The organism is Caenispirillum bisanense, from assembly GCF_900230255.1.
Lineage (GTDB): Bacteria > Pseudomonadota > Alphaproteobacteria > Rhodospirillales > Rhodospirillaceae > Caenispirillum > Caenispirillum bisanense_A.
Genome location: NZ_OCNJ01000001.1, coordinates 84856 through 109363, shown reverse-complemented (window position 1 = coordinate 109363; position 24508 = coordinate 84856). Strand labels below are relative to the sequence as shown.

General features: G+C 70.3%; 27 protein-coding genes, 1 tRNA gene and 1 riboswitch. Of the genes, 13 read left to right on the top strand and 15 right to left on the bottom strand.

The window, feature by feature from the left end; genetic code table 11:
• Positions 1-139: 139 nt before the first annotated feature.
• A complete protein-coding gene (alaS, locus tag CRP50_RS00565; protein WP_097277035.1) occupies positions 140-2806 on the bottom strand; it encodes an alanine--tRNA ligase in 2667 nt (888 codons plus the stop codon).
• Positions 2807-3101: 295 nt separating this feature from the next.
• Here alaS and CRP50_RS25400 point away from each other — a divergent pair, with 295 nt between their 5' ends.
• The gene (locus CRP50_RS25400; protein ID WP_176524965.1) at positions 3102-3536 is read left to right on the top strand and encodes a hemerythrin domain-containing protein; all 435 of its coding nucleotides are present in this window, start codon (positions 3102-3104) and stop codon (positions 3534-3536) included.
• 49 nt (positions 3537-3585) lie between these two features.
• Here the strand turns inward: CRP50_RS25400 and CRP50_RS00555 are convergent, their stop codons facing one another.
• The 9 genes from CRP50_RS00555 to flgB form a co-directional block, all read right to left on the bottom strand.
• A complete protein-coding gene (locus CRP50_RS00555) occupies positions 3586-4098 on the bottom strand; it encodes a hypothetical protein (RefSeq protein WP_097277034.1) in 513 nt (170 codons plus the stop codon).
• Between the two features lie 244 nt (positions 4099-4342).
• A complete protein-coding gene (recA, locus tag CRP50_RS00550; protein ID WP_097277033.1) occupies positions 4343-5434 on the bottom strand; it encodes a recombinase RecA in 1092 nt (363 codons plus the stop codon).
• Positions 5435-5564: 130 nt separating this feature from the next.
• Complete coding sequence (locus CRP50_RS00545) at positions 5565-8075, bottom strand: PAS domain-containing sensor histidine kinase (RefSeq protein ID WP_097277032.1); 2511 nt, start codon at positions 8073-8075, stop codon at positions 5565-5567.
• On the bottom strand, positions 8062-9147 hold the full coding sequence (flhB, locus tag CRP50_RS00540) for a flagellar biosynthesis protein FlhB (RefSeq protein ID WP_097277031.1): 1086 nt from the start codon (positions 9145-9147) through the stop codon (positions 8062-8064). The genes CRP50_RS00545 and flhB overlap by 14 nt, the downstream gene beginning before the upstream one ends.
• Positions 9148-9150: 3 nt before the next feature.
• Complete coding sequence (fliR, locus tag CRP50_RS00535) at positions 9151-9927, bottom strand: flagellar biosynthetic protein FliR (protein ID WP_097277030.1); 777 nt, start codon at positions 9925-9927, stop codon at positions 9151-9153.
• A 79-nt stretch (positions 9928-10006) separates the two neighbouring features.
• Positions 10007-10273 (bottom strand): flagellar biosynthesis protein FliQ, encoded by a 267-nt coding sequence (fliQ, locus tag CRP50_RS00530; protein ID WP_097277029.1) that lies wholly within the window; start codon positions 10271-10273, stop codon positions 10007-10009.
• A 53-nt stretch (positions 10274-10326) separates the two neighbouring features.
• On the bottom strand, positions 10327-10641 hold the full coding sequence (locus tag CRP50_RS00525) for a flagellar hook-basal body complex protein FliE (protein WP_097277028.1): 315 nt from the start codon (positions 10639-10641) through the stop codon (positions 10327-10329).
• Positions 10642-10693: 52 nt separating this feature from the next.
• Positions 10694-11104, bottom strand: a complete 411-nt coding sequence (gene flgC, locus CRP50_RS00520) for a flagellar basal body rod protein FlgC (protein ID WP_097277027.1) — start codon at positions 11102-11104, stop codon at positions 10694-10696.
• A gap of 27 nt (positions 11105-11131) precedes the next feature.
• On the bottom strand, positions 11132-11542 hold the full coding sequence (gene flgB, locus CRP50_RS00515; RefSeq protein WP_097277026.1) for a flagellar basal body rod protein FlgB: 411 nt from the start codon (positions 11540-11542) through the stop codon (positions 11132-11134).
• A gap of 244 nt (positions 11543-11786) precedes the next feature.
• On the opposite strand from flgB, the gene CRP50_RS00510 reads away from it, so the two are divergent.
• The 6 genes from CRP50_RS00510 to thiC all read left to right on the top strand — a co-directional run bounded on the left by CRP50_RS00510 (position 11787) and on the right by thiC (position 15999).
• The gene (locus CRP50_RS00510; protein ID WP_097277025.1) at positions 11787-12119 is read left to right on the top strand and encodes an EscU/YscU/HrcU family type III secretion system export apparatus switch protein; all 333 of its coding nucleotides are present in this window, start codon (positions 11787-11789) and stop codon (positions 12117-12119) included.
• Positions 12116-12445: a hypothetical protein gene (locus CRP50_RS00505; protein ID WP_097277024.1), complete on the top strand. Its 330-nt coding sequence runs from the start codon at positions 12116-12118 to the stop codon at positions 12443-12445. Before CRP50_RS00510 ends, CRP50_RS00505 begins: the two co-directional genes overlap by 4 nt.
• 19 nt (positions 12446-12464) lie before the next feature.
• Positions 12465-12839, top strand: coding sequence for a flagellar biosynthetic protein FliO (locus CRP50_RS00500; RefSeq protein ID WP_097277023.1), 375 nt, complete (start codon positions 12465-12467; stop codon positions 12837-12839).
• Positions 12836-13618, top strand: a complete 783-nt coding sequence (fliP, locus tag CRP50_RS00495) for a flagellar type III secretion system pore protein FliP (protein WP_416045194.1) — start codon at positions 12836-12838, stop codon at positions 13616-13618. Before CRP50_RS00500 ends, fliP begins: the two co-directional genes overlap by 4 nt.
• Before the next feature lie 8 nt (positions 13619-13626).
• On the top strand, positions 13627-13944 hold the full coding sequence (locus CRP50_RS00490) for a hypothetical protein (protein ID WP_097277022.1): 318 nt from the start codon (positions 13627-13629) through the stop codon (positions 13942-13944).
• A 27-nt stretch (positions 13945-13971) separates the two neighbouring features.
• Positions 13972-14092: riboswitch (TPP riboswitch) on the top strand.
• A 104-nt stretch (positions 14093-14196) separates the two neighbouring features.
• Complete coding sequence (thiC, locus tag CRP50_RS00485; RefSeq protein WP_097277021.1) at positions 14197-15999, top strand: phosphomethylpyrimidine synthase ThiC; 1803 nt, start codon at positions 14197-14199, stop codon at positions 15997-15999.
• Positions 16000-16154: 155 nt separating this feature from the next.
• Here the strand turns inward: thiC and CRP50_RS00480 are convergent, their stop codons facing one another.
• From CRP50_RS00480 to CRP50_RS00465, 4 genes are all read right to left on the bottom strand, one after another.
• Positions 16155-17534 (bottom strand): IS4 family transposase, encoded by a 1380-nt coding sequence (locus tag CRP50_RS00480; protein ID WP_097277020.1) that lies wholly within the window; start codon positions 17532-17534, stop codon positions 16155-16157.
• Between the two features lie 340 nt (positions 17535-17874).
• The gene (murA, locus tag CRP50_RS00475; protein WP_097277019.1) at positions 17875-19167 is read right to left on the bottom strand and encodes a UDP-N-acetylglucosamine 1-carboxyvinyltransferase; all 1293 of its coding nucleotides are present in this window, start codon (positions 19165-19167) and stop codon (positions 17875-17877) included.
• Positions 19168-19274: 107 nt separating this feature from the next.
• Positions 19275-19829, bottom strand: a complete 555-nt coding sequence (gene dcd / locus CRP50_RS00470) for a dCTP deaminase (protein WP_097277018.1) — start codon at positions 19827-19829, stop codon at positions 19275-19277.
• A gap of 21 nt (positions 19830-19850) precedes the next feature.
• On the bottom strand, positions 19851-20045 hold the full coding sequence (locus CRP50_RS00465; protein WP_245913320.1) for a hypothetical protein: 195 nt from the start codon (positions 20043-20045) through the stop codon (positions 19851-19853).
• 233 nt (positions 20046-20278) lie between these two features.
• Here CRP50_RS00465 and CRP50_RS00460 point away from each other — a divergent pair.
• Together CRP50_RS00460 and CRP50_RS00455 are read left to right on the top strand one after the other, a co-directional pair.
• Positions 20279-20353: transfer RNA gene (locus CRP50_RS00460), tRNA-Thr, on the top strand.
• Between the two features lie 346 nt (positions 20354-20699).
• Positions 20700-21149 (top strand): ferritin-like domain-containing protein, encoded by a 450-nt coding sequence (locus CRP50_RS00455; RefSeq protein ID WP_097277016.1) that lies wholly within the window; start codon positions 20700-20702, stop codon positions 21147-21149.
• 15 nt (positions 21150-21164) lie between these two features.
• Here the strand turns inward: CRP50_RS00455 and CRP50_RS00450 are convergent, their stop codons facing one another.
• On the bottom strand, positions 21165-21761 hold the full coding sequence (locus CRP50_RS00450) for a helix-turn-helix domain-containing protein (protein WP_141415041.1): 597 nt from the start codon (positions 21759-21761) through the stop codon (positions 21165-21167).
• Between the two features lie 234 nt (positions 21762-21995).
• Here CRP50_RS00450 and CRP50_RS00445 point away from each other — a divergent pair, with 234 nt between their 5' ends.
• The 4 genes from CRP50_RS00445 to CRP50_RS00430 all read left to right on the top strand — a co-directional run bounded on the left by CRP50_RS00445 (position 21996) and on the right by CRP50_RS00430 (position 24420).
• A complete protein-coding gene (locus CRP50_RS00445; RefSeq protein ID WP_097277014.1) occupies positions 21996-22406 on the top strand; it encodes a hypothetical protein in 411 nt (136 codons plus the stop codon).
• A 90-nt stretch (positions 22407-22496) separates the two neighbouring features.
• On the top strand, positions 22497-22970 hold the full coding sequence (locus CRP50_RS00440; protein WP_097277013.1) for a YbaN family protein: 474 nt from the start codon (positions 22497-22499) through the stop codon (positions 22968-22970).
• Between the two features lie 8 nt (positions 22971-22978).
• Positions 22979-23638 carry an O-methyltransferase gene (locus CRP50_RS00435; RefSeq protein ID WP_097277012.1) on the top strand — a complete coding sequence of 220 codons (660 nt, stop codon included), beginning with the start codon at positions 22979-22981 and terminating at the stop codon, positions 23636-23638.
• Positions 23635-24420, top strand: coding sequence for a hypothetical protein (locus CRP50_RS00430; protein ID WP_097277011.1), 786 nt, complete (start codon positions 23635-23637; stop codon positions 24418-24420). The genes CRP50_RS00435 and CRP50_RS00430 overlap by 4 nt, the downstream gene beginning before the upstream one ends.
• Positions 24421-24508 lie beyond the last annotated feature (88 nt).

Below are 24508 nucleotides of genomic sequence, written 5' to 3'. Positions count from 1 at the left end.
TCCACGGCTCCCCCGACGGAGGCCGTGGAGGGCAGCTGCCCATGCCCACCGCGGAGGGCGCCGCCATAGCCCCGGGCACGAGCAAACGAGGCGCCCCATGGGAGCGCCCCGTCCGCTTTCACCCTCACACGCGACCGCCTCAGGCAGCCACGGTCTCGCCCAGCGCCTGTTCGATGGCGGCGATGGCGTCGGCGGCCTTGGCGCCGTCGGGGCCGCCGGCCTGGGCCATGTCGGGACGGCCGCCGCCGCCCTTGCCACCCACCGCCGCCGAACCGGCGCGCACCAGGTCCACCGCGGAGACGCGGCCGACGAGGTCTTCGCTCACGCCGACGACCAGCGACGCCTTGCCCTCGGCGACCGAGATCAGCGCCGCGACGCCCGAGCCGAGGCTCTTCTTGATGTCGTCGACCATGCCCTTCAGGTCCTTGGCCGGCACGTCTTCGACGACTCGGCCGGAGAAGGCGATGCCGGCGATCTGCTTGACCTGCGGTTCGGCCGCCGCGCCGGCGGTGCCGCCCATGGCGATCTTCTTGCGCAGGTCGCTGACCTCGCGCTCCAGGCGCTTGCGGTCCTCCAGCAGCGCCGCGAGGCGGCCGGGGATCTCGGCCGGCGTGGCCTTCACGGCGTCGGAGGCCGCCGCCAGGATGGCCTCGTGCTGGCGCACGTAATCGAGCGCGCCGATGCCGGTCACCGCCTCGATGCGGCGCACGCCGGCACCGACGGCGCCCTCGCCGATGATCTTGAAGAAGCCGATGTCGCCGGTGCGGCGCACGTGGGTGCCGCCGCACAGTTCGGTGGAGAAGTGGGTGTCGCACTCGACGTCGCCGCCCATGGAGACGACGCGCACTTCCTCGCCGTACTTCTCGCCGAACAGGGCCATGGCGCCGGCCTTGATGGCGCTTTCCGGGTCCATCAGGCGGGTGGTCACCGGCGCGTTGGCGCGCACGGCGGCGTTCACCTCGTCCTCGACCATGCGGATCTCGTCCGCGGTCAGGGCCTTCGGATGGCTGATGTCGAAGCGCAGGCGGTCGGGCGCCACCAGCGAGCCCTTCTGCGTCACGTGATCGCCGAGGGCGCGGCGCAGGGCGGCGTGCAGCAGGTGGGTGGCCGAGTGGTTGGCGCGCACGGCGTCGCGGCGCACCACGTCGATGGCGAAGACGGCCAGGTCGCCGACGGCGATCTCGCCCTCTTCCACCACGCCGATGTGGACGGTCAGGTCGCCCAGCTTGCGCTGGCTGTCGCGGATGGCGACGCGGCCCTTGCCGGTGACGGTGACGACGCCGGTGTCGCCGATCTGGCCGCCGCTCTCGCCGTAGAACGGCGACTGGTTGGCGATGAGCGCCACTTCGTCGCCGGCCTTTGCGGCCTGCACGGGCTGGCCGCCGACCACCAGGGCCTCGACGCGGCCCTCGGCCTGGGTGGCGCCGTATCCGAGGAACTCGGTGGCACCGGCCTTGTCGCGCAGCTCGAACCACACCTTCTCGGTCGCCGCCTCGCCGGAGCCGGACCACGCCTTGCGGGCCTCGGCGCGCTGGCGCTCCATGGCGGCGTTGAAGCCCTCCACGTCCACCGCGATCTGGCGGGCGCGCAGGGCGTCCTGCGTCAGGTCCAGCGGGAAGCCGAAGGTGTCGTAGAGGCGGAAGGCGACTTCGCCCGGCAGGGTGCCGCCGGCGGCGAGGCGCGTCGCCTCCTCGTCCAGCAGCTTGAGGCCGCGGTCGAGCATCTGCTTGAAGCGGCTTTCCTCGAGCTTCAGCGTCTCGGTGATGAGGGCGCCGGCGCGGTCGAGCTCGGGATAGGCCTCGGCCATCTCGCGCTGCAGGGCGGGCACCAGCTTCCACAGCAGCGGATCGTCGCAGCCCATCATGTGGGCGTGGCGCATGGCGCGGCGCATGATGCGGCGGAGCACGTAGCCGCGGCCCTCGTTGGACGGCAGCACGCCGTCGGCGATGAGGAAGCAGACCGAGCGCAGGTGATCGGCGATGACGCGGTGGCTGACCTTGTGGGCGCCTTCCGGATCGGTGCCGGCGGCCTTGGCGGTCGCCAGGATCAGGTTGCGCATCAGGTCGATGTCGTAGTTGTCGTGCTTGCCCTGCAGCACCGCCGCCAGACGTTCCAGCCCCATGCCGGTGTCGATGGAGGGCTTGGGCAGCGCCACGCGCTCGTCCGGACCCAGCTGTTCATACTGCATGAACACCAGGTTCCAGATCTCGATGAAGCGGTCGCCGTCCTCGTCCGGGCTGCCCGGCGGGCCGCCGGGGATGGACGGGCCGTGGTCGTAGAAGATTTCCGAGCACGGGCCGCAGGGGCCGGTGTCGCCCATCATCCAGAAATTGTCCGACGTCGGGATGCGGATGATCTTCTCGTCGGGCAGGCCGGCGATCTTGCGCCACAGGGCGGCGGCGTCCTCGTCGGTGGAATGCACGGTGACCAGCAGCTTCTCCGCCGGCAGGCCGTATTCCTTCGTCATCAGGGTCCAGGCGAGGCTGATGGCCTCTTCCTTGAAGTAGTCGCCGAAGGAGAAGTTGCCGAGCATCTCGAAGAAGGTGTGATGCCGCGCGGTGTAGCCGACGTTGTCCAGGTCGTTGTGCTTGCCGCCGGCGCGGACGCACTTCTGCGACGTGGTGGCGCGCGAGTAGGGGCGCGCCTCCTGGCCGGTGAAGACGTTCTTGAACTGCACCATGCCGGCGTTGGTGAACATCAACGTCGGGTCGTTGCGCGGCACCAGCGGGCTCGAGGGCACCACTTCGTGCCCATTGGCGGCGAAGAAGTCGAGGAAGGTCTTACGGATGTCTTTTGCCGTCTGCATTCGTCGTCACCACACCCGCCGCGCCGAAGGCGGCAGTTCAAGGGAAAAGGGCTCGGCCTGCGCCGGGACGGGGCCGTCCCGCTTTCTAACCCGCGTCATGGCGCGAGTCCAGCACGGGCACCCGTTGCGCGGCCCGAGGGATATGGGCCGAGGCGCCTCGCGCGGCAAGCGTAAGCGGTTGAATCCTCTTCGAACCACCCGCCCGGCCACCCGTTTGACCGGTACGACCCGAGCGGTCGCGGGGGACCCGGCCGCCGGCCGGCCCCGCGCGCCGCCACTCCAGGAGACCCAGACCATGACCGACATCTTCAAGGCGCTGAGCGAGGACCACCGGGAGGTCCTCGACATCCTGCGCAGCATTACCGTCGAATCCGACCCGCAACGCCGCGGCGTCCTGTTCGACGAGGTGAAAGGCGCCCTGCGCACCCACTCGGAGTTCGAACGCAAGGCCTTCTACCCGGAGGCGGAAAAGCGCTCCGACCGCATCGATCACGACGAGATCGCGAGCGACCTGGAGGAACACGACGAGGCGGAGGCCATCCTCAAGGCCATGGAGACGGAAGACCCGTCGTCGGACGCCTGGATGCAGCACTGCCGCCGGCTCTACGACGCGGTGCAGGAGCACGCGGGGCACGAGGAACACGTGCTCTTCCCCCTGGCCGAAGCCGCCCTGCCCCACGACCGCGCCCGCGCGCTCGGCGAGGAGTATCAGCGTCAGTGGAAGGGCTGAGGGAGGCCGCGGAGGTGGCGCCGGCACGGGATACGGCGCCGGGACCCGGTCAGCTCGGTTCCGGCGTGCCCGCCGAGCGGGAGCGGAGGGCGCGCCGACGCCCCTGACCGCCGGCCGCCGTCCGGGCCGGGCCGCCGACGTCCACCGTGGCGGAGCGGACCAGCGAAATGTCGACGCTCGACGTCGACAGCTGGACGCGCCCGTCGGCCCGGGCCAGGGCGATCGGCCGGTCCGTCTCCATGAAGATCTGCGGGATCAGCTCGACGACCTTTTCCAGGACGCGGTTGATCTGCTCGGCCGCCACGCCCGGCAGAACATCGCGGAACGAGGTGGCGAGGGCGCGGGTGCGGCTGGCGACCGGCCCCGTCGGCCCGCCCGGGAGCGGCGGCGTGTCGTCGTCGTCGGGTGGGTCGACGAACCCCTTTTTCTCCCAGCAGCCGCACCAGTCGTCCTCGGCCGAGAGCGGCCAGCCATGGTCCATCGTCGGCGGCTGGTTGCGGCATTGCAGGACCTGCTCGGCCCAATAGACGCAGGTGCCGCAGGTGGCGTCCGGGTTCAGCATGGGCGTCCTCCCACGACCGTCGGGGATGGTGGATCACCCGGCCAGTCTCGGCGCATACCGCCCCACCCTCAACATATCGGACGGACGAGGCGCGCCGGCATCGTCGGTGGGCGTCGCCGGACACGCGAAAGCCCCGTGAGGCGGTTCTCACGGGGCTTTCGAAAGGCTGTGCTCCCAGCCGTCCGCCGCTGCGGAGACGGCGGGAACGAGGGGCGACGATCCCGCGCCCCCTGCCCCATGCGCCTCAGTCGTCGGCGGCGGCCGCGTCGGAGGCTTCGTCGATGCCGCCGGGGCCCGACTGCATGTGGTCGCCCAGGATGCCGGCGTTCTGGCGGATGGTACGCTCGATCTCCGTCGCCATCTCCGGGTTGTCGCGCAGGAACTGCTTGGCGTTCTCGCGGCCCTGGCCGATGCGGGTGGAGTTGTGGCTGAACCACGAGCCCGACTTCTCGACGATGCCGGCCTTGACGCCGAGATCGATGAGTTCGCCGGTCTTGGACACGCCCTCGCCGTACATGATGTCGAAGTCGACCACCTTGAACGGCGGCGCCACCTTGTTCTTCACCACCTTCACGCGGGTCTGGTTGCCCACCACCTCGTCGCGGTCCTTGATGGAGCCGACGCGGCGGATTTCCAGGCGCACGGAGGCATAGAACTTCAGCGCATTGCCACCCGTGGTGGTTTCCGGGTTGCCGAACATGACGCCGATCTTCATGCGGATCTGGTTGATGAAGATGACGAGGCAGTTGGACTTGGACACCGAGCCGGTCAGCTTGCGCAGCGCCTGGCTCATGAGGCGGGCCTGCAGGCCGACGTGGCTGTCGCCCATCTCGCCTTCCAGTTCCGCGCGCGGCACCAGGGCGGCGACGGAGTCGACCACCAGCACGTCGATGGCGCCCGAGCGTACCAGCGTGTCGCAGATTTCCAGCGCCTGTTCGCCGGCGTCGGGCTGGGAGATCAGCAGTTCGTTCAGGTCGACGCCCAGCTTGCGGGCGTACACCGGGTCGAGGGCGTGTTCGGCGTCGACGAAGGCGCAGGCGCCGCCGCGCTTCTGGGCTTCCGCCACCACGTGCAGGGCGAGCGTCGTCTTGCCCGAGCTTTCCGGCCCGTAGATCTCGACGATGCGGCCCTTGGGCAGGCCACCGATGCCGAGCGCCAGGTCGAGCCCGAGGGAGCCGGTCGAGATCGCCTCGATGTCGACCACCGAGTCCTTCTGACCGAGCTTCATGATGGAGCCCTTGCCGAAGGCCCGCTCGATCTGCGAGACGGCGGCGTCCAGTGCTTTCTGCTTGTCCATGGAATCCTTCTCGACGAGGCGGAGTGCGGTCTGCGTCATGTGCTGCCCCTTATCCCACAGGTGCGACGGACGGATCAACGTCGTTCCTGGGCATCACTGTACGCAGTTTGTTCACCACCGCAAGGCCAAAGTGAACAAAACAGGAAACACAGCCCCGCCCGATCGGCGACTACGTCGAAGGATCAAGGGGTTGGCGGGCGATGGCCGCCTTCACCCGCGCCGCCAGGGTGGCCAGGTCGAAGGGCTTGGGGAGGAACTCGATGTCGGGCGAATCGGCCAGGTCGCCGCGCGCCGCCTCCTCCGAATAGCCGGAGATGAGGATGACGCGAATCTCCGGCCGCTCCACCCGCACCAGTCGCGCCAGCGTCGCGCCGTCCATGCCGGGCATCACCATGTCGGTGATGAGCAGGTCGATGTCCGGCGCCTCGCGCAGGATGTCGAGGGCGCCTTCGCCGGTGCGCGCTTCCAGCACCGTGTAGCCCTTGTTGCGCAGCGCCCGCGTGGCGAAGACGCGCACCGCGTCCTCGTCCTCCACCAGCAGGACGGTGCCGCCCTTGGCGAGGTCGGGCGCCTCGGCCGCCGGTTCGGGCGCGGCGGGGTCGGCGGCGGCCGGCGGGTCTGCGAGCGGCAGCGGCGCGGCGGCGCGCGGCAGGTCGGGCGGCGGCACCGGGCCGCGGTCGACGGCCCCCTGCACCTGGCTGCGGCCCGTTTCCGGGTCGTGGCGCGGCAGCCAGATGGTGAAGGTCGCGCCCTCCCCCGGCTCGCTTTCCACGAAGATGAAGCCTTCCGTCTGGCGCACGATGCCGTAGACGGTGGACAGGCCGAGGCCCGTGCCGGCCCCGGTGACGCCGATCTTGGTGGAGAAGAACGGCTCGAAGATGCGCCCCAGGTGTTCGGCGCGGATGCCGGTGCCGGTGTCGGCGACCACGATCTCCACGTATCGCCCGGGCGGCACTTCCTCGACGCCGCGGCGGCGGGCCACCGGCACGTCGACCACGCCGGTGCGGATGGTCAGGGTGCCGCCGCCCGGCATGGCGTCGCGGGCGTTGACGGCGAGGTTGATGATGACCTGGTCGAACTGGCCGGGGTCGACGCGCACCAGCCCCAGCTCGCGCCCGTGCACCATGGACAGCGTCACCTGCTCGCCCAGCAGGCGGCGCAGCAGATGCGACAGTTCCGACAGCCCGTCGGTCGCGTTCATCAGCTTGGGCAGCAGCGGCTGGCGGCGCGAGAAGGCGAGCAGCTGGCGCACCAGGTTGGCGGCGCGGTTGGCGTTCTGCTTGATCTGCATGATGTCGGCGAAGCTCGGGTCGCCGGCGCCGTGGCGCTGCAGCAGCAGGTCGCAGAAGCCGATCATGGCGGTGAGCAGGTTGTTGAAGTCGTGCGCCACGCCGCCGGCCAGCTGGCCCATGGCCTGCATCTTCTGGGCCTGGGCGAACTGCATCTCCAGGTTCTTCTGCTCGGTGGTGTCGACGGCATGCACGAGGAAGCCGCGCACCCCAGGCTCCGCCGCGTCGGCGTCGAAAGCGAGCCCGGCGATGGAGAGCGAGCACACCCGCTCCCCCGCCTCGGCCAGCCGCACGTCCACCGTTGCAACGCCCGGCTGACCCGCCCCGTCGCCGGCCAGCGCCATGCGCGACAGCAACGCCTCCAGCATCTCGCGGTCGTCGCCGTCCACCAGGTCGGCCAGCGGCCGGTCGGTCAGGTCACCCTGGCCGAGGCGCACCAGCTGCGTGAAAGCGGCGTTCGCCGCCTCCAGCGTGCCCGCCTGGTCGAGCACCGCGAGCGCCGTCGGCGCGCGGTCGAACAGGCGGCGGAAGGGCGCGTCGGAGCCCGAGGGCCGGCGGCGCTCGCCGGGGGCGGCCAGGGCGCGGGGCGTCACGTCGTCCAGGCGCAGCACGGCGGTGCGGGTCAGGGTCTCGCCGCCGTCGTCGAACACGTCCTGGGCGACGAAGCACGGCAGCGGCTGGCCGTCGCGGTCGCGGTAGACGACGACGCCGCGCCAGGTGCCGTCGCTCTCCGGTCCCGGCCCCTCGTGCAGCAGGTCGGCGACGCTGCGCCCGGCCAGATCGCCGGGCTGCCACTCCAGCCACTCGGCGAAGCGCTGGTTGACGAAGCGGATGTGGCCGTCGATGTCGGCGGAATAGGTGCCGACCGGCAGGAAGTAGAGGAAGTCGGAGAGGTCGTCGCGCTCGCGCCGCAGCACGTCGTCGATGGCGCGGCGGGCGGTGACGTCCTCCGCCTCCCACAGCACGCTGCCGGCCGGGGCCGGCGCGGGCGCCGGGCCGACGGCGACGCGCAGCCACTCCGGCGCGCCCGCCCCGTCCGGCGCCAGCGGCACGTCGGCCACCTCGCGCAAGGGGGCTTCGGACGCGGTGCGCAGGCGGGCGAGGCTTTCGCGGCCTTCCTCGTCGTCGCGCGGCACGCGGCGGCGCAGTTCGTTCAGCGGCGTGTCGCCGGCCCAGCGGGCGCGCGCCGCGGCGTTGGCGGCGAGCACCACGCCGTTGCGGTCGACGATGAGGCGCGGGTGCGGCGAGCCGTCGCGCAGGGCCGCCTCGGCCGCCGCCCGCCGCCGCTGCTCGGGCCGCCAGCGGCGGTCGTGCAGCCACACCGCCACCAGCGCCGCCGTCGGCAGGCTGGCGCCGAGCGCGACCCAGCCGAGCGCCTCAGTGACGGACACGCCGGCCGCCCCCCGCCTTCTTCAGCTTCATGACGTAGCCGATGACCTCGGCGACGGCCTTGTAATGCTCCTGGGGGATTTCCTCCTCCAGGTCGACGGCCTTGAACAGGGCGCGGGCGAGCGGCGGGTTCTCCACGATGGGCACGTCGTTCTCCTCGGCGATTTCGCGGATCTTCAGCGCGATGAGATCCTGACCCTTGGCGACCACCACGGGGGCCGCCATTTTCTCCATGTCGTACTTCAACGCCACGGCGAAGTGGGTCGGGTTCGTGACCACCACGTTCGCGTCGGGCACCGCCGACATCATGCGCTGCTTGGCGCGCTGCTGACGCAGCTGGCGGATCTTGCCCTTGACCTGCGGATCGCCTTCCTGGTCCTTGAACTCGTCCTTCATCTCCTGCTTGCTCATCTTCAGGCTGTCGCGGTGCTGGTGGCGCTGCCACACGAAGTCGGCGACGGCCAGCGCCAGCACCGCCGCCACGACGGCGCCGAGCAGCAGGACGATGGCGGTATGGGCGTGGTCGAGCGTCGCCAGCAGCGATTCGTCGACCATCTGGTCGGGGCTGCGCATCACCGGCACCACCGCCAGCACGCCCACCACCGCGATGATGAACACCTTGGCGATGGACTTGAGGAACTCGATCACCGAGTTCATGGAGAACAGCCGGCCGAACCCCTTGATGGGGTTGATGGTGCTCAGCTTCGGTTCGAGCTTCTTGGCGGTGAACAGCAGGCCCACCTGGGTGGTGGTGCCGAGCACGGCGAGGATGCCGAGCAGGCCGATGGGCATCGCCAGCCACAGGCTCACTTCCAGCACCACCTTGCCGAACATCTCCTGGACGCCCTCGACCGTGGTGTCCATGACGGCGACGTGCTCGATGAAGCCGCGCATGTAGTCGCGCAAGCCGCCCATCACCCAGGGCGCCAGCAGCCAGGCGATGATCAGCACGCCGCCCAGCATGAACAGCGTGCGCACTTCCTGCGATACGGCGACCTGGCCGTCGTCGCGGGCTTTCTCCAACCGTCTGGCGGTCGGCTCTTCTGTTTTCGAGTCCTTGTCTTCGTCGGCCACCGCTCAGCCTCCGCCGATGCCCGGCAGGAAGCCGGTCAGGTTGGTCTCGAAGAACCGCAGGAACACGAACATCATGGCCGGCAGCGCCACCGCCAGCGCACCCAGGCCGAACAGGATCTGGATGGGCAGGGCGATGAAGAACACGTTCATCTGCGGCGACAGGCGCGACAGCAGGCCCATGCCGATCTGGAACACCAGGTTGAACACCAGGAAGGGCGCCGCGATCTGCACGCCGATGAGGAACGACGCATCCAGCGTGTCGGTCAGCACCCGCAGGGCGTCGCCGATGATGAACCGGCCGCCGAGCGGCGGGAAGGTGGCGTAGCTCGACACCAGCGCACCGATCATCAGGTGGTGCATGTCCATGGCGAACATCAGCACGATGCCGGTGATGGTGATGAAGCTGATGACGATGGCGCCCTGGCTCTCGGTCACCGGGTCGAACACCATGGCGTTCATCAGCCCCGTGTCGCGGCCGATGGAGGTGCCGGCGACGGCCAGCGCGGTCATCAGGAACTGGGCGAACAGGCCGAGGAACAGACCGATGAGGATCTCGGTGCCGAGCAGCAGCAGCAGCCCGCCCGTGGTGCCCGGCATGGCCGGCAGGGCGGCCGCCACCACCGGCGTCACCACCAGCGTGATGACCAGCGCCATGGCGAGGCGCGCCCGCGTCGTCACGTAATAGGCCGAAAACCCGGGCAGGAACATGAACATGGAGCCCAGCCGCGCGAACACGAGCAGGAACGCGAACACGTTCGACGTCAGGAACTCGGACAGCATGGGCGGCGGGTCCCTCCGGCAGACCGGCGGCGGCAGGGGCGAACGGCGGCGGGCGGCGATGCGCCCGGCCCGACCGGGGCTACTCCAGATTGACCACGCTGTCCATCATGCGCAGCCAGAACTCGTCGATCTGGCGGATCATGAAGGGCAGGAAGAACAGGATCGACAGGAACATCGCCAGAATCTTCGGCACGAAGGTCAGGGTCATTTCCTGGATGTGGGTCAGGGTCTGGACCAGCGACACCAGCACGCCGACCCCCAGCGCCACCAGCAGCGTCGGCCCGCAGATCATCAGCAGGGTCCAGATGCCGTCGCGGGCGATATCGACGATGACGCTTTCATTCATGGCAGGCTGCCGCAGGCGATGCGCAACGGAACAGGACGGGCGCGCCCGACCCGTCAGATCGGCATCTTGAGGATTTCCTGGTAGGCGCTCAGCACACGGTCGCGGATGGTGACGACGGTGTCCAGCGCCATCTCGGCGTTGGCGACGGCCATGACCACGTCGCGCATATCGGCCTGGCCGTTGACCGCCTGCATCTGGATCTCTTCGGACTTGGCGCCCAGGTCGCGGGCCTCGCGCAGGCTGTCCTTCACCAGCGACGCGAAGGCCGAGCCCTGGCCCGCCTCTTCGGCCGGCTGGGCGGCGCCTTCGCGGACCGAGCGGGCGGCGCTGTTGTAGGCGTTGATGGCGTTGGAGAAGCTGACCGACATCTCTCTCACTCTCTCTCGGTGGCGGCGGCGGACGGGCGGGCGTCAGGGTCCGTCAGCGCAGCAGGTCCACGGTGCGCGACACCAGCATCTTGGAGACCTGGATCACGTTCATGTTGGCTTCGTAGGACCGCTCGGCTTCGCGCAGGTCCATGAGTTCGATCAGCGGGTTGACGTTGGGCGTCAGCACGTAGCCGTTCTCGTCGGCGGCCGGGTGGCCGGGATCGTACTTCCGCCCGAAGGCGCTCATGTCTTCCTCGTTGCGGCGGACCATGGGCTTCACCGCGTCGAGTTCCTGGTCCATGACGTTCTTGAACGTCACCAGCTTGCGGCGATAGGGCTCGCCGCCCGGCTGGTTGGAGATGGAATTGGCGTTGGCCAGGTTCTCCGACGTCACGCGGATGCGCTTGGACTGCGCCTTCATACCGGCGGAAGCGATGGCGGAGCTTTTCGAAAGGTCGTCCATGACGGTTTATCCGTTGCGTCCCGAGGGTCAGCTCTGCTTGCCGAGGGCGGTCTTCAGCATCTTGACGTTCTTCTGGAACAGGTTGAGCGCAAGGGTGTATTCGCCCTTCACCTTGCCCACCTTCTCCATCTGCTCTTCCAGCACGACGCGGTTGCCGTCGATGCTCTCTTCGAAAGGCTTGCCGTGCGAATCCTCGTAGAACGGACCGCGGGTCGGCAGGGTGCCCGGCAGGTGCCGCGCGTCGGTCTGGGAAACCGCCACCTGCGGCTCCATGATCGACTTGATTTCCTTGGCGAAATCCAGTTCGCGCAGGTCCTTGGCCTTGTATTCCGGCGTGTTGGCGTTGGCGATGTTCTGCGCGAGCACCTTCTGGCGCTGGGCGAGCCAGTCCAGCTTGGTCTTCGTCATGCGGAACAGGGCGAGGTTCTGCAGATCCATCTCGTCTCTCCAACCGCCGCGGCCGATGGGGCCGGGCCAGACCCCCGAAACCGGACGGATCCGGCACCGGGTGTCGGAGCATAGTCACCCCGGCGGCTTTAAGGAACGGTAAACCGGCGGCACTTTCCACCGCACGCCGACGGGCGGCCGTGACGACCGTCATAGCGCCGGATGTCTTCATTCTTTCTTAAGCGCGCCCAACGCATTCTCCGCTCCCGGGACCCCTTGCCGGAGGCGCCTCGCCATGGCCGACGACCGCGACTCGCGCGCGCAGACGACGCCGTCGCCGCAATCGGTGGCGGTGGCCCTGCAGTGGGACCCGGCGACCGACGCGGCGCCCAAGGTGGTGGCCTCGGGCCGCGGCACGGTCGCCGAACAGATCCTGGAACTCGCCTGGGCCAACGGCGTGCGGGTGCGCGAAGACGCCGACCTCGCCCAGATCCTCGCCGCCATCGACCTCGACATGGAGATCCCGGTGGAGGCCTATGCGGCGGTGGCGGAGATCCTGCTCTACGTCTACCGCGCCAACGGACAGGAGATCCCGCCGCAGACCACGGCGGGCACATTCGGGCCATGAGCAGCGACCGCCTGAACGACATTCGCCTCGACATCGAAAAAGCGTCCTCCGTCGTCGCCACCGGCCGGCGCCTGGTGGCGCAGGGCCGCACGCTCGACCTGTCGGCCCTGGAAGCCAAGGTGGCCGCCGCCTGTGCCGCCATCGGCGCGCTGCCGAAGGACGACGCCCGCGACCTGCTGCCGGCGCTGGAAGCCCTGCTGACCTCGCTCGACCAGCTTGAAGAAGACCTGAAAAGCCAGTACGCAGCACATCTCGGCGGCACCCAGCCCGCCGATCCGACGCGGGCGGCGGCCGTCTACCGGCGCCTGCAGACCGACATCGACTGAGCCCGCCGCGCCCCGCCCCATGGACCCGCTCGTCTACTTCCGCTTCGCCCTGGCGCTCGCGCTGGTCCTCGGCCTCGTGCTGCTGGTCGGCTGGGCGGCCCGCCGCTTCGGCCTCGCCCCCGGCGGCGCCCGGCGGCTGCGGCGCGGCCGCCGCCTCGGCATCGTCGAGGTCATGCCCATCGACGCCCGCCGCCGCCTCGTGCTGGTGCGGCGCGACGACAAGGAACACCTGCTGCTGCTCTCCACCACCCGCGACCTCGTGGTCGAGGCCGGCATCGCCGCCCCGCCCGAGGATCTGGTCGCCGCCACCGCCGACGACGAGCCGGCCGCCGCCGCCCCCGCCCTGCCCCACGCGCCGAGCGCCGCCGTCCCGCCGCAGGAGGAGCCGCGATGATGACCGCCGCCGCCCTGCCTTCCGGCCTTCGGCGCCTGCTGACGGCCCTGCCGCTCGCCCTGCTCGCGGCCCTCTGCCTCGGCCTGCTGGCCGCCCCGGACGCGCTCGCCCAGTCGGTGACCGTGGAACTGGGCGACGACACCGGCTCCACCACCAGCCGCATCGTTCAGCTGGTGCTGCTCATCACCGTGATCGCGCTGGCGCCGTCCATCCTCATGATGGTGACCAGCTTCGTGCGCATCGTGGTGGTGTTCTCCATCCTGCGCGTCGCCATGGGCACCAACACCACGCCGCCCAACATGGTGCTGGTGAGCCTGGCGATGTTCCTCACCTTCTTCATCATGCAGCCGATCTTCGAGCAGGCCTGGGACAGCGCGGTCGTACCCATGGTCAACGAACAGATCGACGAGTTCGAGGCCTTCGACCGCGCCATCGAGCCGTTCCACGGCTTCATGATGACGCACGTGCGCGAGCGCGACCTGCAGCTGTTCCTCGACATCGCCAACCTGCCGGAGCCGGAATCGCCCGAGGCGACGCCCCTGCGCGCGCTCGTGCCCGCCTTCATGATCAGCGAGCTGCGCCGCGCCTTCGAGATCGGCTTCCTGCTCTACGTGCCCTTCATCATCATCGACATGGTGGTCGCCTCGGTCCTCATGTCCATGGGCATGATGATGCTGCCGCCCATGATGCTCGCCCTGCCCTTCAAGCTTATCTTCTTCGTGCTGGTGGACGGCTGGTACGTGCTGGTCGGCAGCCTGGTGCAGAGCTTCGGCGGATAGCGGCGATCATGCGCCGGCGGCTCGCCCTCCTCCTCCTGCCGCTGTGCCTCGCCGCCTCGCCGGCGGCGGCGCGGCAGGACGGGCCGGTGCTCGCCTACGCCTGCTTCATGGAGTACGGCGCCGAGATGAGCGACGCCCGTTCCGACGCCGGCCGCCTGCGCCCCGCCGCCGCCCAGCGCCGCCTGTCGGCCTACATCGCCTCCCTCGGGCTCGACCGTGACGCCGACACGGCTGCCGTGCGCGCCGCCTACGACCTGCGCCGCGCCACGCCCGACCTGCGCGCCGCCTGCGCCGCCTTTCTCGACACGCTGCCCGAGAACCATTGACAACCGGCAAGCATCGTCGCACCATCCCTCCCGTTCCAGGGGAGCCCCGGTAGGGGGCTGAGAGTCCGACTGGCCATACGGCCGACGCGGAGACCCTCAGAACCTGATCCGGCTCGTACCGGCGTAGGGAGGGGACAGTCAGGCCCGAGGGGCGCCCGCGCGCGCCGTTCTTGCACCCGCACATGGGCCGGGACTCCACGCACCATCGCGACGCCGGATCTCCACGACCTTTGGACCGAGGAGATCCTGTTCATGCCCGACACCCTTCATCCCGACGGCTTCACCGTCTCCACCGGCGCCCTGCCGTCCAGCCGCAAGATCCACATCGGCGGCACGCTGCACCCCGAGGTGCGCGTCGCCATGCGCGAGATCGACCTGGAGCCGGCCAGCGGCGAGGCGCCGGTGCGCGTCTACGACAGCTCCGGCCCCTACACCGACCCGGCCGCCGCCATCGACATCCGCCGCGGCCTGCCGCCGCTGCGCGCCGCCTGGATCGCCGGCCGCGGCGACGTCGAGGCCTACCACGGCCGCACGGTGAAGCCCGAGGACAACGGCCGCCGCAGCGGCGAGCGGGGTGCCGACCTGCCGCCCTTCGACCGCGCCGGCCGCCCCGTCCTGCGCGGCAAGCCGGGTGCGGCGCCGACCCAGTTGGCCTACGCCCGCGCCGGCATCGTCACGCCCGAGATGGAATACGTGGCGGTGCGCGAGACCCTCGGCCGGCAGCAGGCGGCGGCGCGCGACGGCGAGAGCTTCGGCGCCGCCCTGCCCCTGGTGGTGACGCCCGAGTTCGTGCGCGAGGAAATCGCCCGCGGCCGCGCCATCCTGCCGGCCAACATCAACCATCCGGAAAGCGAGCCGATGATCATCGGCCGCAATTTCCTGGTGAAGATCAACGCCAACATCGGCAATTCCGCCGTCGCGTCCTCGGTCGCCGAGGAAGTGGAGAAGATGGTGTGGTCCATCCGCTGGGGCGCCGACACGGTCATGGACCTGTCCACCGGCCGCAACATCCACGACACCCGCGAGTGGATCATCCGCAATGCCCCCGTCCCCATCGGCACGGTGCCGCTATACCAGGCGCTGGAGAAGGTGAACGGCGTCGCCGAGGACCTGACGTGGGAGGTGTTCCGCGACACCCTGATCGAGCAGGCCGAGCAGGGCGTCGACTACTTCACCATCCACGCCGGCCTGCGGCTCGCCCACATCCCGCTGACGGCGCGGCGGGTGACGGGGATCGTGTCGCGCGGCGGCTCCATCATGGCCAAGTGGTGCCTGTCGCACCACCGCGAGAGCTTCCTCTACGAGCGCTTCGCCGAGATCTGCGACCTCTGCCGCACCTACGACATCGCCCTGTCGCTGGGCGACGGCCTGCGTCCGGGCTGCATCGCCGACGCCAACGACGCCGCCCAGTTCGCCGAGCTGGAGACGCTGGGCGAGCTGACCAAGGTCGCCTGGGACCACGACGTGCAGGTGATGATCGAGGGGCCGGGCCACGTGCCCATGCACAAGATCAAGGAGAACATGGACAAGCAGCTGGCGCTGTGCGGCGAGGCGCCGTTCTACACCCTCGGCCCGCTGGTGACCGACATCGCGCCGGGCTACGACCACATCACCTCGGGCATCGGTGCTGCCATGATCGGCTGGTTCGGCACCGCCATGCTGTGCTACGTGACGCCCAAGGAACACCTGGGCCTGCCCGACCGCGACGACGTGAAGGTGGGCGTGGTGACCTACAAGATCGCCGCCCACGCCGCCGACCTCGCCAAGGGCCACCCGGCGGCGCAGGAACGCGACGACGCCCTGTCGCGGGCCCGCTTCGAGTTCCGCTGGCGCGACCAGTTCCGCCTCGCCCTCGACCCCGAGACTGCCGAACGCTTCCACGACCAGACCCTGCCGGCGGAGGGCGCCAAGTCGGCGCACTTCTGCTCCATGTGCGGGCCGAAGTTCTGCTCCATGAAGATCACCCAGGAAATCCGCGCCTCCGCCGCCGAGGGCATGGCGGAGATGTCGGAGAAGTTCCGCGCCGGCGGCGGGGATATCTATGTGCGGGAGTGAGGGAGGCCTGCTTCACACCCTTGTTATCGCTTAGAAAATGTCATGGCCGGGCTCGACCCGGCCATCCACGGCGTCACCGGCGGTGGCCGCAGGGCACCGTCCTCCACGGCCACCGTCGGGGGAGCCGTGGATGCCCGGCTCAAGGCCTACGGGATTCACAGATCTCCCCGAGCCAGCCTGTAGCCCTCGATACGCTGGTTGAGGTGCTCCCAGCCGCTGTGCATGGTCTTCGGGCCCGGAGGCTTGTAGTAGCAGTGCCAGCCGCCGAGGCGGGCGGCGATCCAGGACAGCCATGCGAGGCTGCGGCGCGGGTGGGGGTTCTTCTGCCGCTCGGTCTTGCCTTCGAGGCTCTTGCCGATGGCTTCGGCCGCGTCGAGCCGGTCTTCGTCGTCGAGGACGTCGGTCGCCGGGCGCGACCCGCCGGAGCGGGCGTCGACCAGCTGGATCGTCCGCACGGCCGCGACGAGCGCCGCCATGGACAGGTTGAAGAGCCGGTGGCGGTCGCGGACCTGTGTGCGGTTGAGCCCGAGGCCGTCGGATTTCATCGCCCGGAAGACCTGTTCGATGCGCCAGCGGCGGCGGTAATGGTCGACCACCCGCCAGGCGTCCTCGACCGTCGCGACCGCCAGCGTCGTCAGCAGCCGCCACCGCACCGGCGAGCGCCCGGGCGCGGCGTTCACCTCGCGGACGTCGACGAGCGTGAGGCCGATCGGCTCCGATGCCGCCTTCACGTTGCCGCTGCCCGGCGGCCGCAGGGCGACGGTGCCGAAGCGGATCTCGACCTCCATGTGGCGGGGCGTCCGCCGCTGCTTCTTGGACATGCCGGTGGGCCGCGGCGGCGTCGCGGTGATGTCCCGACGATCGGCGGGACGCCAGGCGTCGGCCGCGGCGAACAGCTTGCCGCCGACGATCGACCGGTCGTGCATGGCGCGGACGAGGAGATCGACCGTCGGGGGCCGGCTCGCGAAGTTGGCGTAGAAGTCGCCCTCGCGGTCGGCGACGACGATGACCTGCGCCGCCTCCGCCAGGGTCTCGGCGGCCCGGGCGGCGCCCTCGATCCAGCGACGGGTTTCCTTCTGCTCGACCGGTCGTTGGTTGCGCCGCGACCGATCCGGCGCGTCGGCACCGGTTCCACGCGTCCAGATCTCGGCGTGCGCCACCCCGAGCAGATGGTCGGTTTCGGCGTCGACCGCGATGGTCGGATGGATGAAGAAGCCCGGCGCCTTGTCGTTGGCCTGGCCGAGCCCGGCGTACTCCGCCTCCTGGCCCCGGAAGGTGATCGTCGTCGTGTCCTGAATGGCCAGAATGGTCCGCCCGGCCACTGCCCGACCCACCCGCCGGGCCGCCGTGGCGGCCATCTCCTCGACCGTCACCGCCGCATTGCCCAGCCAGCGCCCGATCCGCACCTCCGCCGCCCGGCCGGTCGCCGCCTTGCGAACCACGGCGCTGCCGCTGCGAACCATTCCCTCTACCAGCTCGGAGCCGGTCGCGCCGTTGCGCCGGTCGCCGAAATAGCCGAGCCTGATCTCGCTCATGGGATGCCTCCGTCGCTTGCCTCGGAAGCTCCCCACCGAATCACAACCGGCCCGTGCCCTTCAAGGGGCGAGTTCTGTGCATACCGTAGGCTCAAGGCCGGGCATGACAAGTGGTTGCAAAAACGCCGAAAATTGTCATGGCCGGACTCGACCCGGCCATCCACGGCGTCACCGGCGGCTGCCGCAGGACACCGCCCTCCACGGCCGCCGTCCGGGGAGCCGTGGATGCCCGGCTCGGTGGCCGGGCATGACAAGGGGTTGAGTTCACTGGGAAATTGTCATGGCCGGGCACGACAACGCAGGAACAGGGGCGGGCGGCGAGGCGTCCGCCCCCTGTCCCTCAGCGGTCGCCGCGGAGGCGTTCGATGTGGGCGCCGCAGGCGGAGAGTTTCTGCTCCAGGCGCTCGTAGCCGCGGTCGAGGTGGTAGATGCGGTTGACGATGGTCTCGCCTTCCGCCGCCAGGCCCGCCAGCACCATGGAGACCGAGGCGCGCAGGTCCGTCGCCATGACCGGTGCACCCGACAGCCGCGGCATGCCGCGCACGATGGCCGAGGCGCCGTGCACCGTGATGCGGGCGCCCATGCGCAGCAGCTCCGGCACGTGCATGAAGCGGTTCTCGAAGATGGTCTCGGTCAGCATGGAGGCGCCGTTGGCCGTCGCCATCAGGGCCATGAACTGGGCCTGCATGTCGGTCGGGAAGCCCGGATAGGGCTCGGTCATGACGTCGACGCCGCGGATGTCGGCGCCGTCGGCACGGACGCGCAGGCCCTTGGCGGTTTCCTCGATTTCGACGCCGGCTTCCTGCAGGGTCTTGGTGACCGAGGTCATGATGTCGGTGCGCACGCCGGTCAGTTCCACGTCGCCGCGGGTGATGGCGGCGGCGACCATGTAGGTGCCGGTCTCGATGCGGTCGGGGATGACACTGTACTCGGCGCCGTGCAGGCGCTCGACGCCGCGCACGCGCAGGGTGGAGGTGCCGATGCCCTCGATGCGCCCGCCCATGGCATTGAGGCAGTGGGCGAGGTCGCAGACCTCGGGCTCCTGGGCGGCGTTGGCGATGACGGTGTCGCCGTCGGCCAGCACGGCGGCCATGAGGGCGTTCTCGGTGCCGCCCACGGTGACCTGCGGGAAGACGATCTGACCACCCTTCAGGCGCCCGGCGACGCGCGCCGTGATGTAGCCTTCCGACAGCTCGATGGTGGCGCCGAGCGCCTCCAGGGCCTTCAGGTGCAGGTCCACCGGCCGGGTGCCGATGGCGCAGCCGCCGGGCAGCGACACGCGCGCCTCGCCGTGGCGGGCGAGCAGCGGGCCGAGCACCAGGACGCTGGCGCGCATCTTGCGCACCAGGTCGTAGGGCGCGGTGGAGGATGTGATCTCGCGGCAGCGCATGGCGAGCACGCGACCCGTGGCGCCGCCGTTCTCGGCGTGGCCGTTCATCTCCATCTCGACGCCGTGCTGCGCCAGCAGGTTGGCCATGGTGGTGATGTCGGCGAGGTGCGGCAGGTTCGACAGCGTCAGCGTCTCGTCGGTCAGCAGGGCCGCCGGCATGAGCGTGAGCGCGGCGTTCTTGGCGCCGCCGATGGGAATGGTGCCACGCAGCGGCACGCCGCCGACGATGCGGATACGATCCATGGGAAGCTGACTTTCCGAAACGCGATGCGAGGAGGACGACGGGGTGAAGGTCGAGGTGAAGACGGCAGGCTGCGCCACCACCGTGGCGGCAGCAGGGCGGAGATGGGTCACAGGCGGGGCAGCGTCACGCCGCGCTGGCCCTGGTACTTGCCGGCCCGGTCGCGGTAGGAGACGTCGCACTCCGGCTCGCCGCGCAGGAAGATGAACTGGCAGGCACCCTCGTTGGCGTAGATGCGCGCCGGCAGCGGCGTGGTGTTGGAGAATTCCAGCGTCACGTGCCCTTCCCACTCGGGCTCGAGCGGGGTGACGTTGACGATGATGCCGCAACGGGCATAGGTGCTCTTGCCCAGGCAGATCACCAGCGTGTCGCGCGGGATGCGGAAGTATTCCACAGTGCGCGCCAGGGCGAAGGAATTGGGCGGGATGACGCAGACGTCGGTGTCCCGCTCGACGAAGCTCTGGTCGCTGAAGTGCTTGGGATCCACCACCGCGGAATCGACGTTGGTGAAGATCTTGAACTCGCTGGCGACGCGCGCGTCGTAGCCGTAGGACGACAGGCCGTAGGAAATGACCCCCTGGCGCTCCAGGCGGTCGGTGAAGGGTTCGATCATGCCCTTCGTCTGGGCCATTTCCCGAATCCAGCTGTCGGGCATCACGGGCATGGGACGCTTCCTTCCGTCTGCTTATTCGTCGCCGCCGGACGGCTCGGAGCCTTCGGGCGCCTTGGCGGCTTCCTCGCGCGCCCGCAGCTGGTCCTTGCGCTTCAGCAGGTTGGCCCGCAGGGCCTGGGCGCGGCGCTCCAGGCGGTCTTCGACACGATCCTGCCCCTTGCCGGAAAGGCGGGGCGGTGTCCTGTCACGCATCGACTTGGTCGGCATGGCGGATCTCTGATGCTGCTTCTGGCGGATGGTAAAGTGGCGCATCCTCCCTTCTGCCGCCGATTCCGTCAAGTGCGCGATGCGGCATCCGGGGCGACGGGGCGCCCGATGCGGAATTCTGAAAAAAGAAGCTTGCATGGCCGGAATCCCGTCGCTATAAAGCGCGCCTCGGCACGACGGAGGCCACGGCGACACGCCGGACGCCACCACCGCCGCCGGGACGGATACGGCACGCTGCTGTAGCTCAGGGGTAGAGCACTCCCTTGGTAAGGGAGAGGTCGTGGGTTCGATTCCCCCCAGCAGCACCATCCTTCGAAAAAGCCCCGCGGCACCCGCCGGCGGGGCTTTTTCGCATTGATCGCTTCGTCAAAGGCCTGTCGCGCCTCGCCCCCCGCAGCTCCCCGGCAGCAGGCGTGGAGGACGGCACCCACGCCCACCGCCAGTGAAGCCGTGGAGCGCGGTGCCCTCCGCCATCCGCAGGAGCCACCGCGGATGGCCGGTTCAAGTCCGGCCGCGATCCTTTCTGCACGCCCCGGCGGCGCCCGTCCGGCGCAGGTAGACACAAGGGTGGTAGGGGCGAAGCGCGCCCCCCCGTCGCGCGTTGGCGGGACAGGATCCACCGATCCCCGCCAGCCACGCACGGAGGGAACCCCCATGGCCACCACCATCGGCAAGGAAGCGCGCCTCACGGACCTGGTCGAGAGCCTGCTCCACCTGGAGCACGACGCCATCGCCGCTTATGAAGAAGCCGTCGCCCGCATCGACGACGGCGGCTTCAAGTCCAGCCTGCAGGGCTTCCAGCGCGACCACCAGCGCCACGTCACCGAACTGTCGAGCCTCCTGCGCGACCTCGGCGGCACGCCGCCGTCGGGTGGCGGCTTCAAGCAGATGCTCACGACGGGCAAGGTGAAGCTGGCCGACTTCCTCGGCGACAAGGCCATCCTGCAGGCCATGAAGACCAACGAGGACGACACCAACACCGCCTACGAGCGGGCCTCCGCCCACGGCGAGGCGACGCCGGCCGCGCGCACCCTGTTCGAGGGCGCCCTGGCCGACGAGCGGCGCCACCGCGCGTGGATCGAGGAGACGGTGGCCCGCCTCTAGAAGGCGGCGCCTGCGTCAGCCGGCGATCTCTTCGCCGAGGTCGAGCACGGCGGCGCGGCGGGCCTGCAGGGCATCCGCCTCCGCCGCCGGCACGACCCGGCACTGCCACACCACCAGCGGCCGCTCCTGCCCGTCGAGGCGCAGGGCGTGCCACGTGCCGTCGGTCCACACCCGGCCGCGGCCGCCGCGCAGCGGACACAGGATCCGCAACCCGCTGGTCCCGCCCGTCAGCAGACCGCGCGCCAGCGCCGCCTGGGCGGCCTCGGTCAGTTCGTCGGAGAACCGGCGGCGCAGGTCGGTGCCGATGGCCTCGCCGGGGCTCGACCCCAGAAGATCCGAAAACGACTGCGACAGCGCATGCACGCGCCAGCCGGCATCGAACAGGGCCATGGCGGCGGGGCTGTGGCTGACCAGAAGGCGGAGGGACGCCTCCCCCCGATCGGACGCGCCCTGCAGCAGGGCGTAGAGGCGGCGGCGGGTCTCGGCGTCGGGGCGGGTGGTGCCGCGCTCCCAGCGCGACACCGTGGACTGGTTGAGACCGAGGCGGACGGCCAGTTCCTTCTGCGTCGCCCCCAAGGTGATCCTCAGGTGGCGCACGAGATCCTTGTCCACCGCTGCGCTCCGCTGTTGTCCGCGAGTACGAGGACGGCAAAAGGCCGCCGAGGAGACTAATACTAAAGTTCTCGCCAAGATCAGGACTTGCAGATGAGGCTATCTGCATCCTTAGTCTTGGTCAATCTGTTCATAATCCTGCAAAAACCCATGCTCGCTCCACGAGACCAGCGCCGGAAACTCGCCGCCGATGACCATCCGCTCCTTCGATCCCGAGACGGGGAGCCCCCCGTCATGACCACGCCCCAGCCCCCCAATGAAGAGGCGCCGCTGCTGGTCGCCCTCGGCACCCAGTCGGAACTCGCCGACTACATCGCCGAAACCGCCGCCGACAGCGGCTTCGACGCGCTCAGCGTCGCGGCGGGCGACGACATCCGGCTGCGGTTGGCGGCGGCGGCGGCCGACGTGCTGGTGCTCGACACCGCCACCGCCCGGCGCGAGCTGGCCGCCGTACCGCCGCCCGACGCCGACGACGCGCCGCGGGTGGTGCTGGTGGTCTCGGCCGACGCCGCCGAGGCGGCGCTGGCGCGGGAGATCATCGCCACGCGCGGCATGACGGTGGTGGCCACCCTGCAGGCACCGCTCGCCGAGGATGCCCTGGCCCGGGCGCTGGCGGCGGCGCGGGCGGAGCTGCCGCGGCCCTGAGCCGGCCGGCGGCGGAAAACCCGAGCGCCACCCCTGGATTTCCCCCGGTCCCTGCGCCAATATCCTGGGGAGACAAGGGAAGGACGCGCCATGGCCCACCGCACCGCCCCACCCGGCGGTCACGCTCACGCCGCCGCCCCGGACGCCGAGAGCGATCCGGCCGCACCTCCGGCCTCGCCGGTGGTGCGGGTGCTGCTGCTCGGCCTCGGCTGGGTCTGCGTCGGGCTGGGCGCCGTCGGCGCCTTCCTGCCGGTGCTGCCGACCACGCCCTTCCTGCTGGTCGCCGCCTGGGCCTTCGCCCGCTCCTCCCGGCGCCTGCGCGCCTGGCTCTACGGTCATCCCCGCTTCGGCACCGCCCTGCGCGCCTGGCACGAGCACGGCGCCATCCCGCGCCGCGCCAAGGTGCTGTCGCTGGTCGGCATGAGCCTGAGCTTCGCCTGGGTGCTGCTGCAGGCGGAAAAGGCCTGGCTGCCGGTGGTGGTGGGGCTGACGCTGCTGGCCGTCGCCGCCTTCGTGCTCACCCGGCCGGAGCCACCGCGCACCGCCGCCAACCCCGCCGAATAGGACCTTCCATGTCCCGCACCACCACCCAGATGACCGAGGCGCTGGAACAGTACATGCGCGCCGTCGGCGTCCGCGAGCCGAGCCTGCTGCGTGCCCTGCGCGAGGAAACCGCCGGCATGCCCGGCGCCGGCATGCAGACGAGCCCCGAACAGGGCGCCCTGCTCTCCCTCCTGGTGCAACTCACCGGCGCCCGTCGCATCCTGGAGATCGGTACCTTCACCGGCTATTCGTCGCTGTGGATGGCGCTCGCCCAGGGCGACGACGGCCACGTCACCTGCTGCGACGTCAGCGACGAGTACACCGCCGTCGCCCGTCGCTACTGGGCGCAGGCCGGCGTCGCGAGCCGCATCGACCTGCGGATCGCGCCGGCGCTGGAAACGCTGGAGGCGCTGCGGGCCGAGGGCGCGGCGCCCTTCGACATGGCCTTCATCGACGCCGACAAGGAAAGCTACGCCGCCTATTGGGACGCCGCCCTCGGCCTGCTGCGTCCGGGCGGACTGATCGCCGTCGACAACGTGCTGTGGCACGGCGCCGTGGTCGACCCGGCCGAGACCGGCGCCAGCACCGTCGCCCTGCGCGCCTTCAACGAGGCGGTGGCGCGCGACGAGCGGGTCGACGTGGTGCTGGTGCCCATCGGCGACGGCCTGACGCTCGCGCGCAAGCGGTGAGCGGCGGCGGCGCCACCCTCGTCCTGCAATCGCATGCGCCGGCGGCCCTCGGGCCGTGGCAGCGTGCCTGCCTCGACAGCGTCGCGGCCTGGGCCGCCGACCGTGGGCATGCGTACCGCTTCCTCGACGACGCCCTGTTCGACGGCATTCCCGGCTGGTACATGGCCAAGTGCCGCGACCACGGACGCATGGCGACGGCCGCCGACCTCGGCCGCCTGCTGCGGCTGCGCGAGGCTTTGGAGGCCGGGGCGGAGCGCGTGGTGTGGCTCGACGCCGACGTGCTGGTGATCGACCCCTCTCGCCTCGCCCTGCCCGAGGCGGTCGACCACGCCTTCGGGGTGGAGGTCTGGGTGCAGCCCGGCGCCGACGGCCGGCCGAAGGCGCGGCGCAACGTCCACAACGCCGTCTGCCTGTTCCGCCCCGGCAATCCGGTGCTCGACTTCCTCATCCACGGCTGCCTGCGTCTGGTCGAGGCGCTTAAGCCGGAGAATGGCTTTCCGCCGCAGTTGTGCGGGCCGCGGCTGCTCAACGCCCTGCACCCGCTGGTCCGCTTTCCGCTCATCGAGACCGTCGGCATGGTGAGCCCGCTGCTCGGCGCCGACCTGATCGGGCGCGGCGACGGGCGGGCGCTGGCCTGCTGGCGCCGTGCCGCCGCCGACCTGCCGCCGCCGGCCGCCCTCAACCTCTGCGCTTCGCTGCACGGCCGCACCGTCGACGGAGTGCTGTGCGACGCCGCGTACTACGACGGCATAAGGGAGGCCGCCGCCCGCCTCACCGGATGAACCGCCCCCGTCGACCGCCGACACTCTTGCAGTGCCCCTCGCGCCTTCCCAACATCGTTGGTCGGGAGGAGGAACGACGAGGGAAGCG

Coding starts and splice junctions, on each gene's coding strand:
- alaS (WP_097277035.1), bottom strand. CDS start 2,806: ATGCAGACGGCAAAAGACATCCGTAAGACCTTCCTCGACTTCTTCGCC.
- CRP50_RS25400 (WP_176524965.1), top strand. CDS start 3,102: ATGACCGACATCTTCAAGGCGCTGAGCGAGGACCACCGGGAGGTCCTC.
- CRP50_RS00555 (WP_097277034.1), bottom strand. CDS start 4,098: ATGCTGAACCCGGACGCCACCTGCGGCACCTGCGTCTATTGGGCCGAG.
- recA (WP_097277033.1), bottom strand. CDS start 5,434: ATGACGCAGACCGCACTCCGCCTCGTCGAGAAGGATTCCATGGACAAG.
- fliR (WP_097277030.1), bottom strand. CDS start 9,927: ATGCTGTCCGAGTTCCTGACGTCGAACGTGTTCGCGTTCCTGCTCGTG.
- fliQ (WP_097277029.1), bottom strand. CDS start 10,273: ATGAATGAAAGCGTCATCGTCGATATCGCCCGCGACGGCATCTGGACC.
- CRP50_RS00525 (WP_097277028.1), bottom strand. CDS start 10,641: ATGTCGGTCAGCTTCTCCAACGCCATCAACGCCTACAACAGCGCCGCC.
- flgC (WP_097277027.1), bottom strand. CDS start 11,104: ATGGACGACCTTTCGAAAAGCTCCGCCATCGCTTCCGCCGGTATGAAG.
- flgB (WP_097277026.1), bottom strand. CDS start 11,542: ATGGATCTGCAGAACCTCGCCCTGTTCCGCATGACGAAGACCAAGCTG.
- CRP50_RS00510 (WP_097277025.1), top strand. CDS start 11,787: ATGGCCGACGACCGCGACTCGCGCGCGCAGACGACGCCGTCGCCGCAA.
- CRP50_RS00505 (WP_097277024.1), top strand. CDS start 12,116: ATGAGCAGCGACCGCCTGAACGACATTCGCCTCGACATCGAAAAAGCG.
- CRP50_RS00500 (WP_097277023.1), top strand. CDS start 12,465: ATGGACCCGCTCGTCTACTTCCGCTTCGCCCTGGCGCTCGCGCTGGTC.
- fliP (WP_416045194.1), top strand. CDS start 12,836: ATGATGACCGCCGCCGCCCTGCCTTCCGGCCTTCGGCGCCTGCTGACG.
- CRP50_RS00490 (WP_097277022.1), top strand. CDS start 13,627: ATGCGCCGGCGGCTCGCCCTCCTCCTCCTGCCGCTGTGCCTCGCCGCC.
- thiC (WP_097277021.1), top strand. CDS start 14,197: ATGCCCGACACCCTTCATCCCGACGGCTTCACCGTCTCCACCGGCGCC.
- CRP50_RS00480 (WP_097277020.1), bottom strand. CDS start 17,534: ATGAGCGAGATCAGGCTCGGCTATTTCGGCGACCGGCGCAACGGCGCG.
- murA (WP_097277019.1), bottom strand. CDS start 19,167: ATGGATCGTATCCGCATCGTCGGCGGCGTGCCGCTGCGTGGCACCATT.
- dcd (WP_097277018.1), bottom strand. CDS start 19,829: ATGCCCGTGATGCCCGACAGCTGGATTCGGGAAATGGCCCAGACGAAG.
- CRP50_RS00465 (WP_245913320.1), bottom strand. CDS start 20,045: ATGCCGACCAAGTCGATGCGTGACAGGACACCGCCCCGCCTTTCCGGC.
- CRP50_RS00455 (WP_097277016.1), top strand. CDS start 20,700: ATGGCCACCACCATCGGCAAGGAAGCGCGCCTCACGGACCTGGTCGAG.
- CRP50_RS00445 (WP_097277014.1), top strand. CDS start 21,996: ATGACCACGCCCCAGCCCCCCAATGAAGAGGCGCCGCTGCTGGTCGCC.
- CRP50_RS00440 (WP_097277013.1), top strand. CDS start 22,497: ATGGCCCACCGCACCGCCCCACCCGGCGGTCACGCTCACGCCGCCGCC.
- CRP50_RS00435 (WP_097277012.1), top strand. CDS start 22,979: ATGTCCCGCACCACCACCCAGATGACCGAGGCGCTGGAACAGTACATG.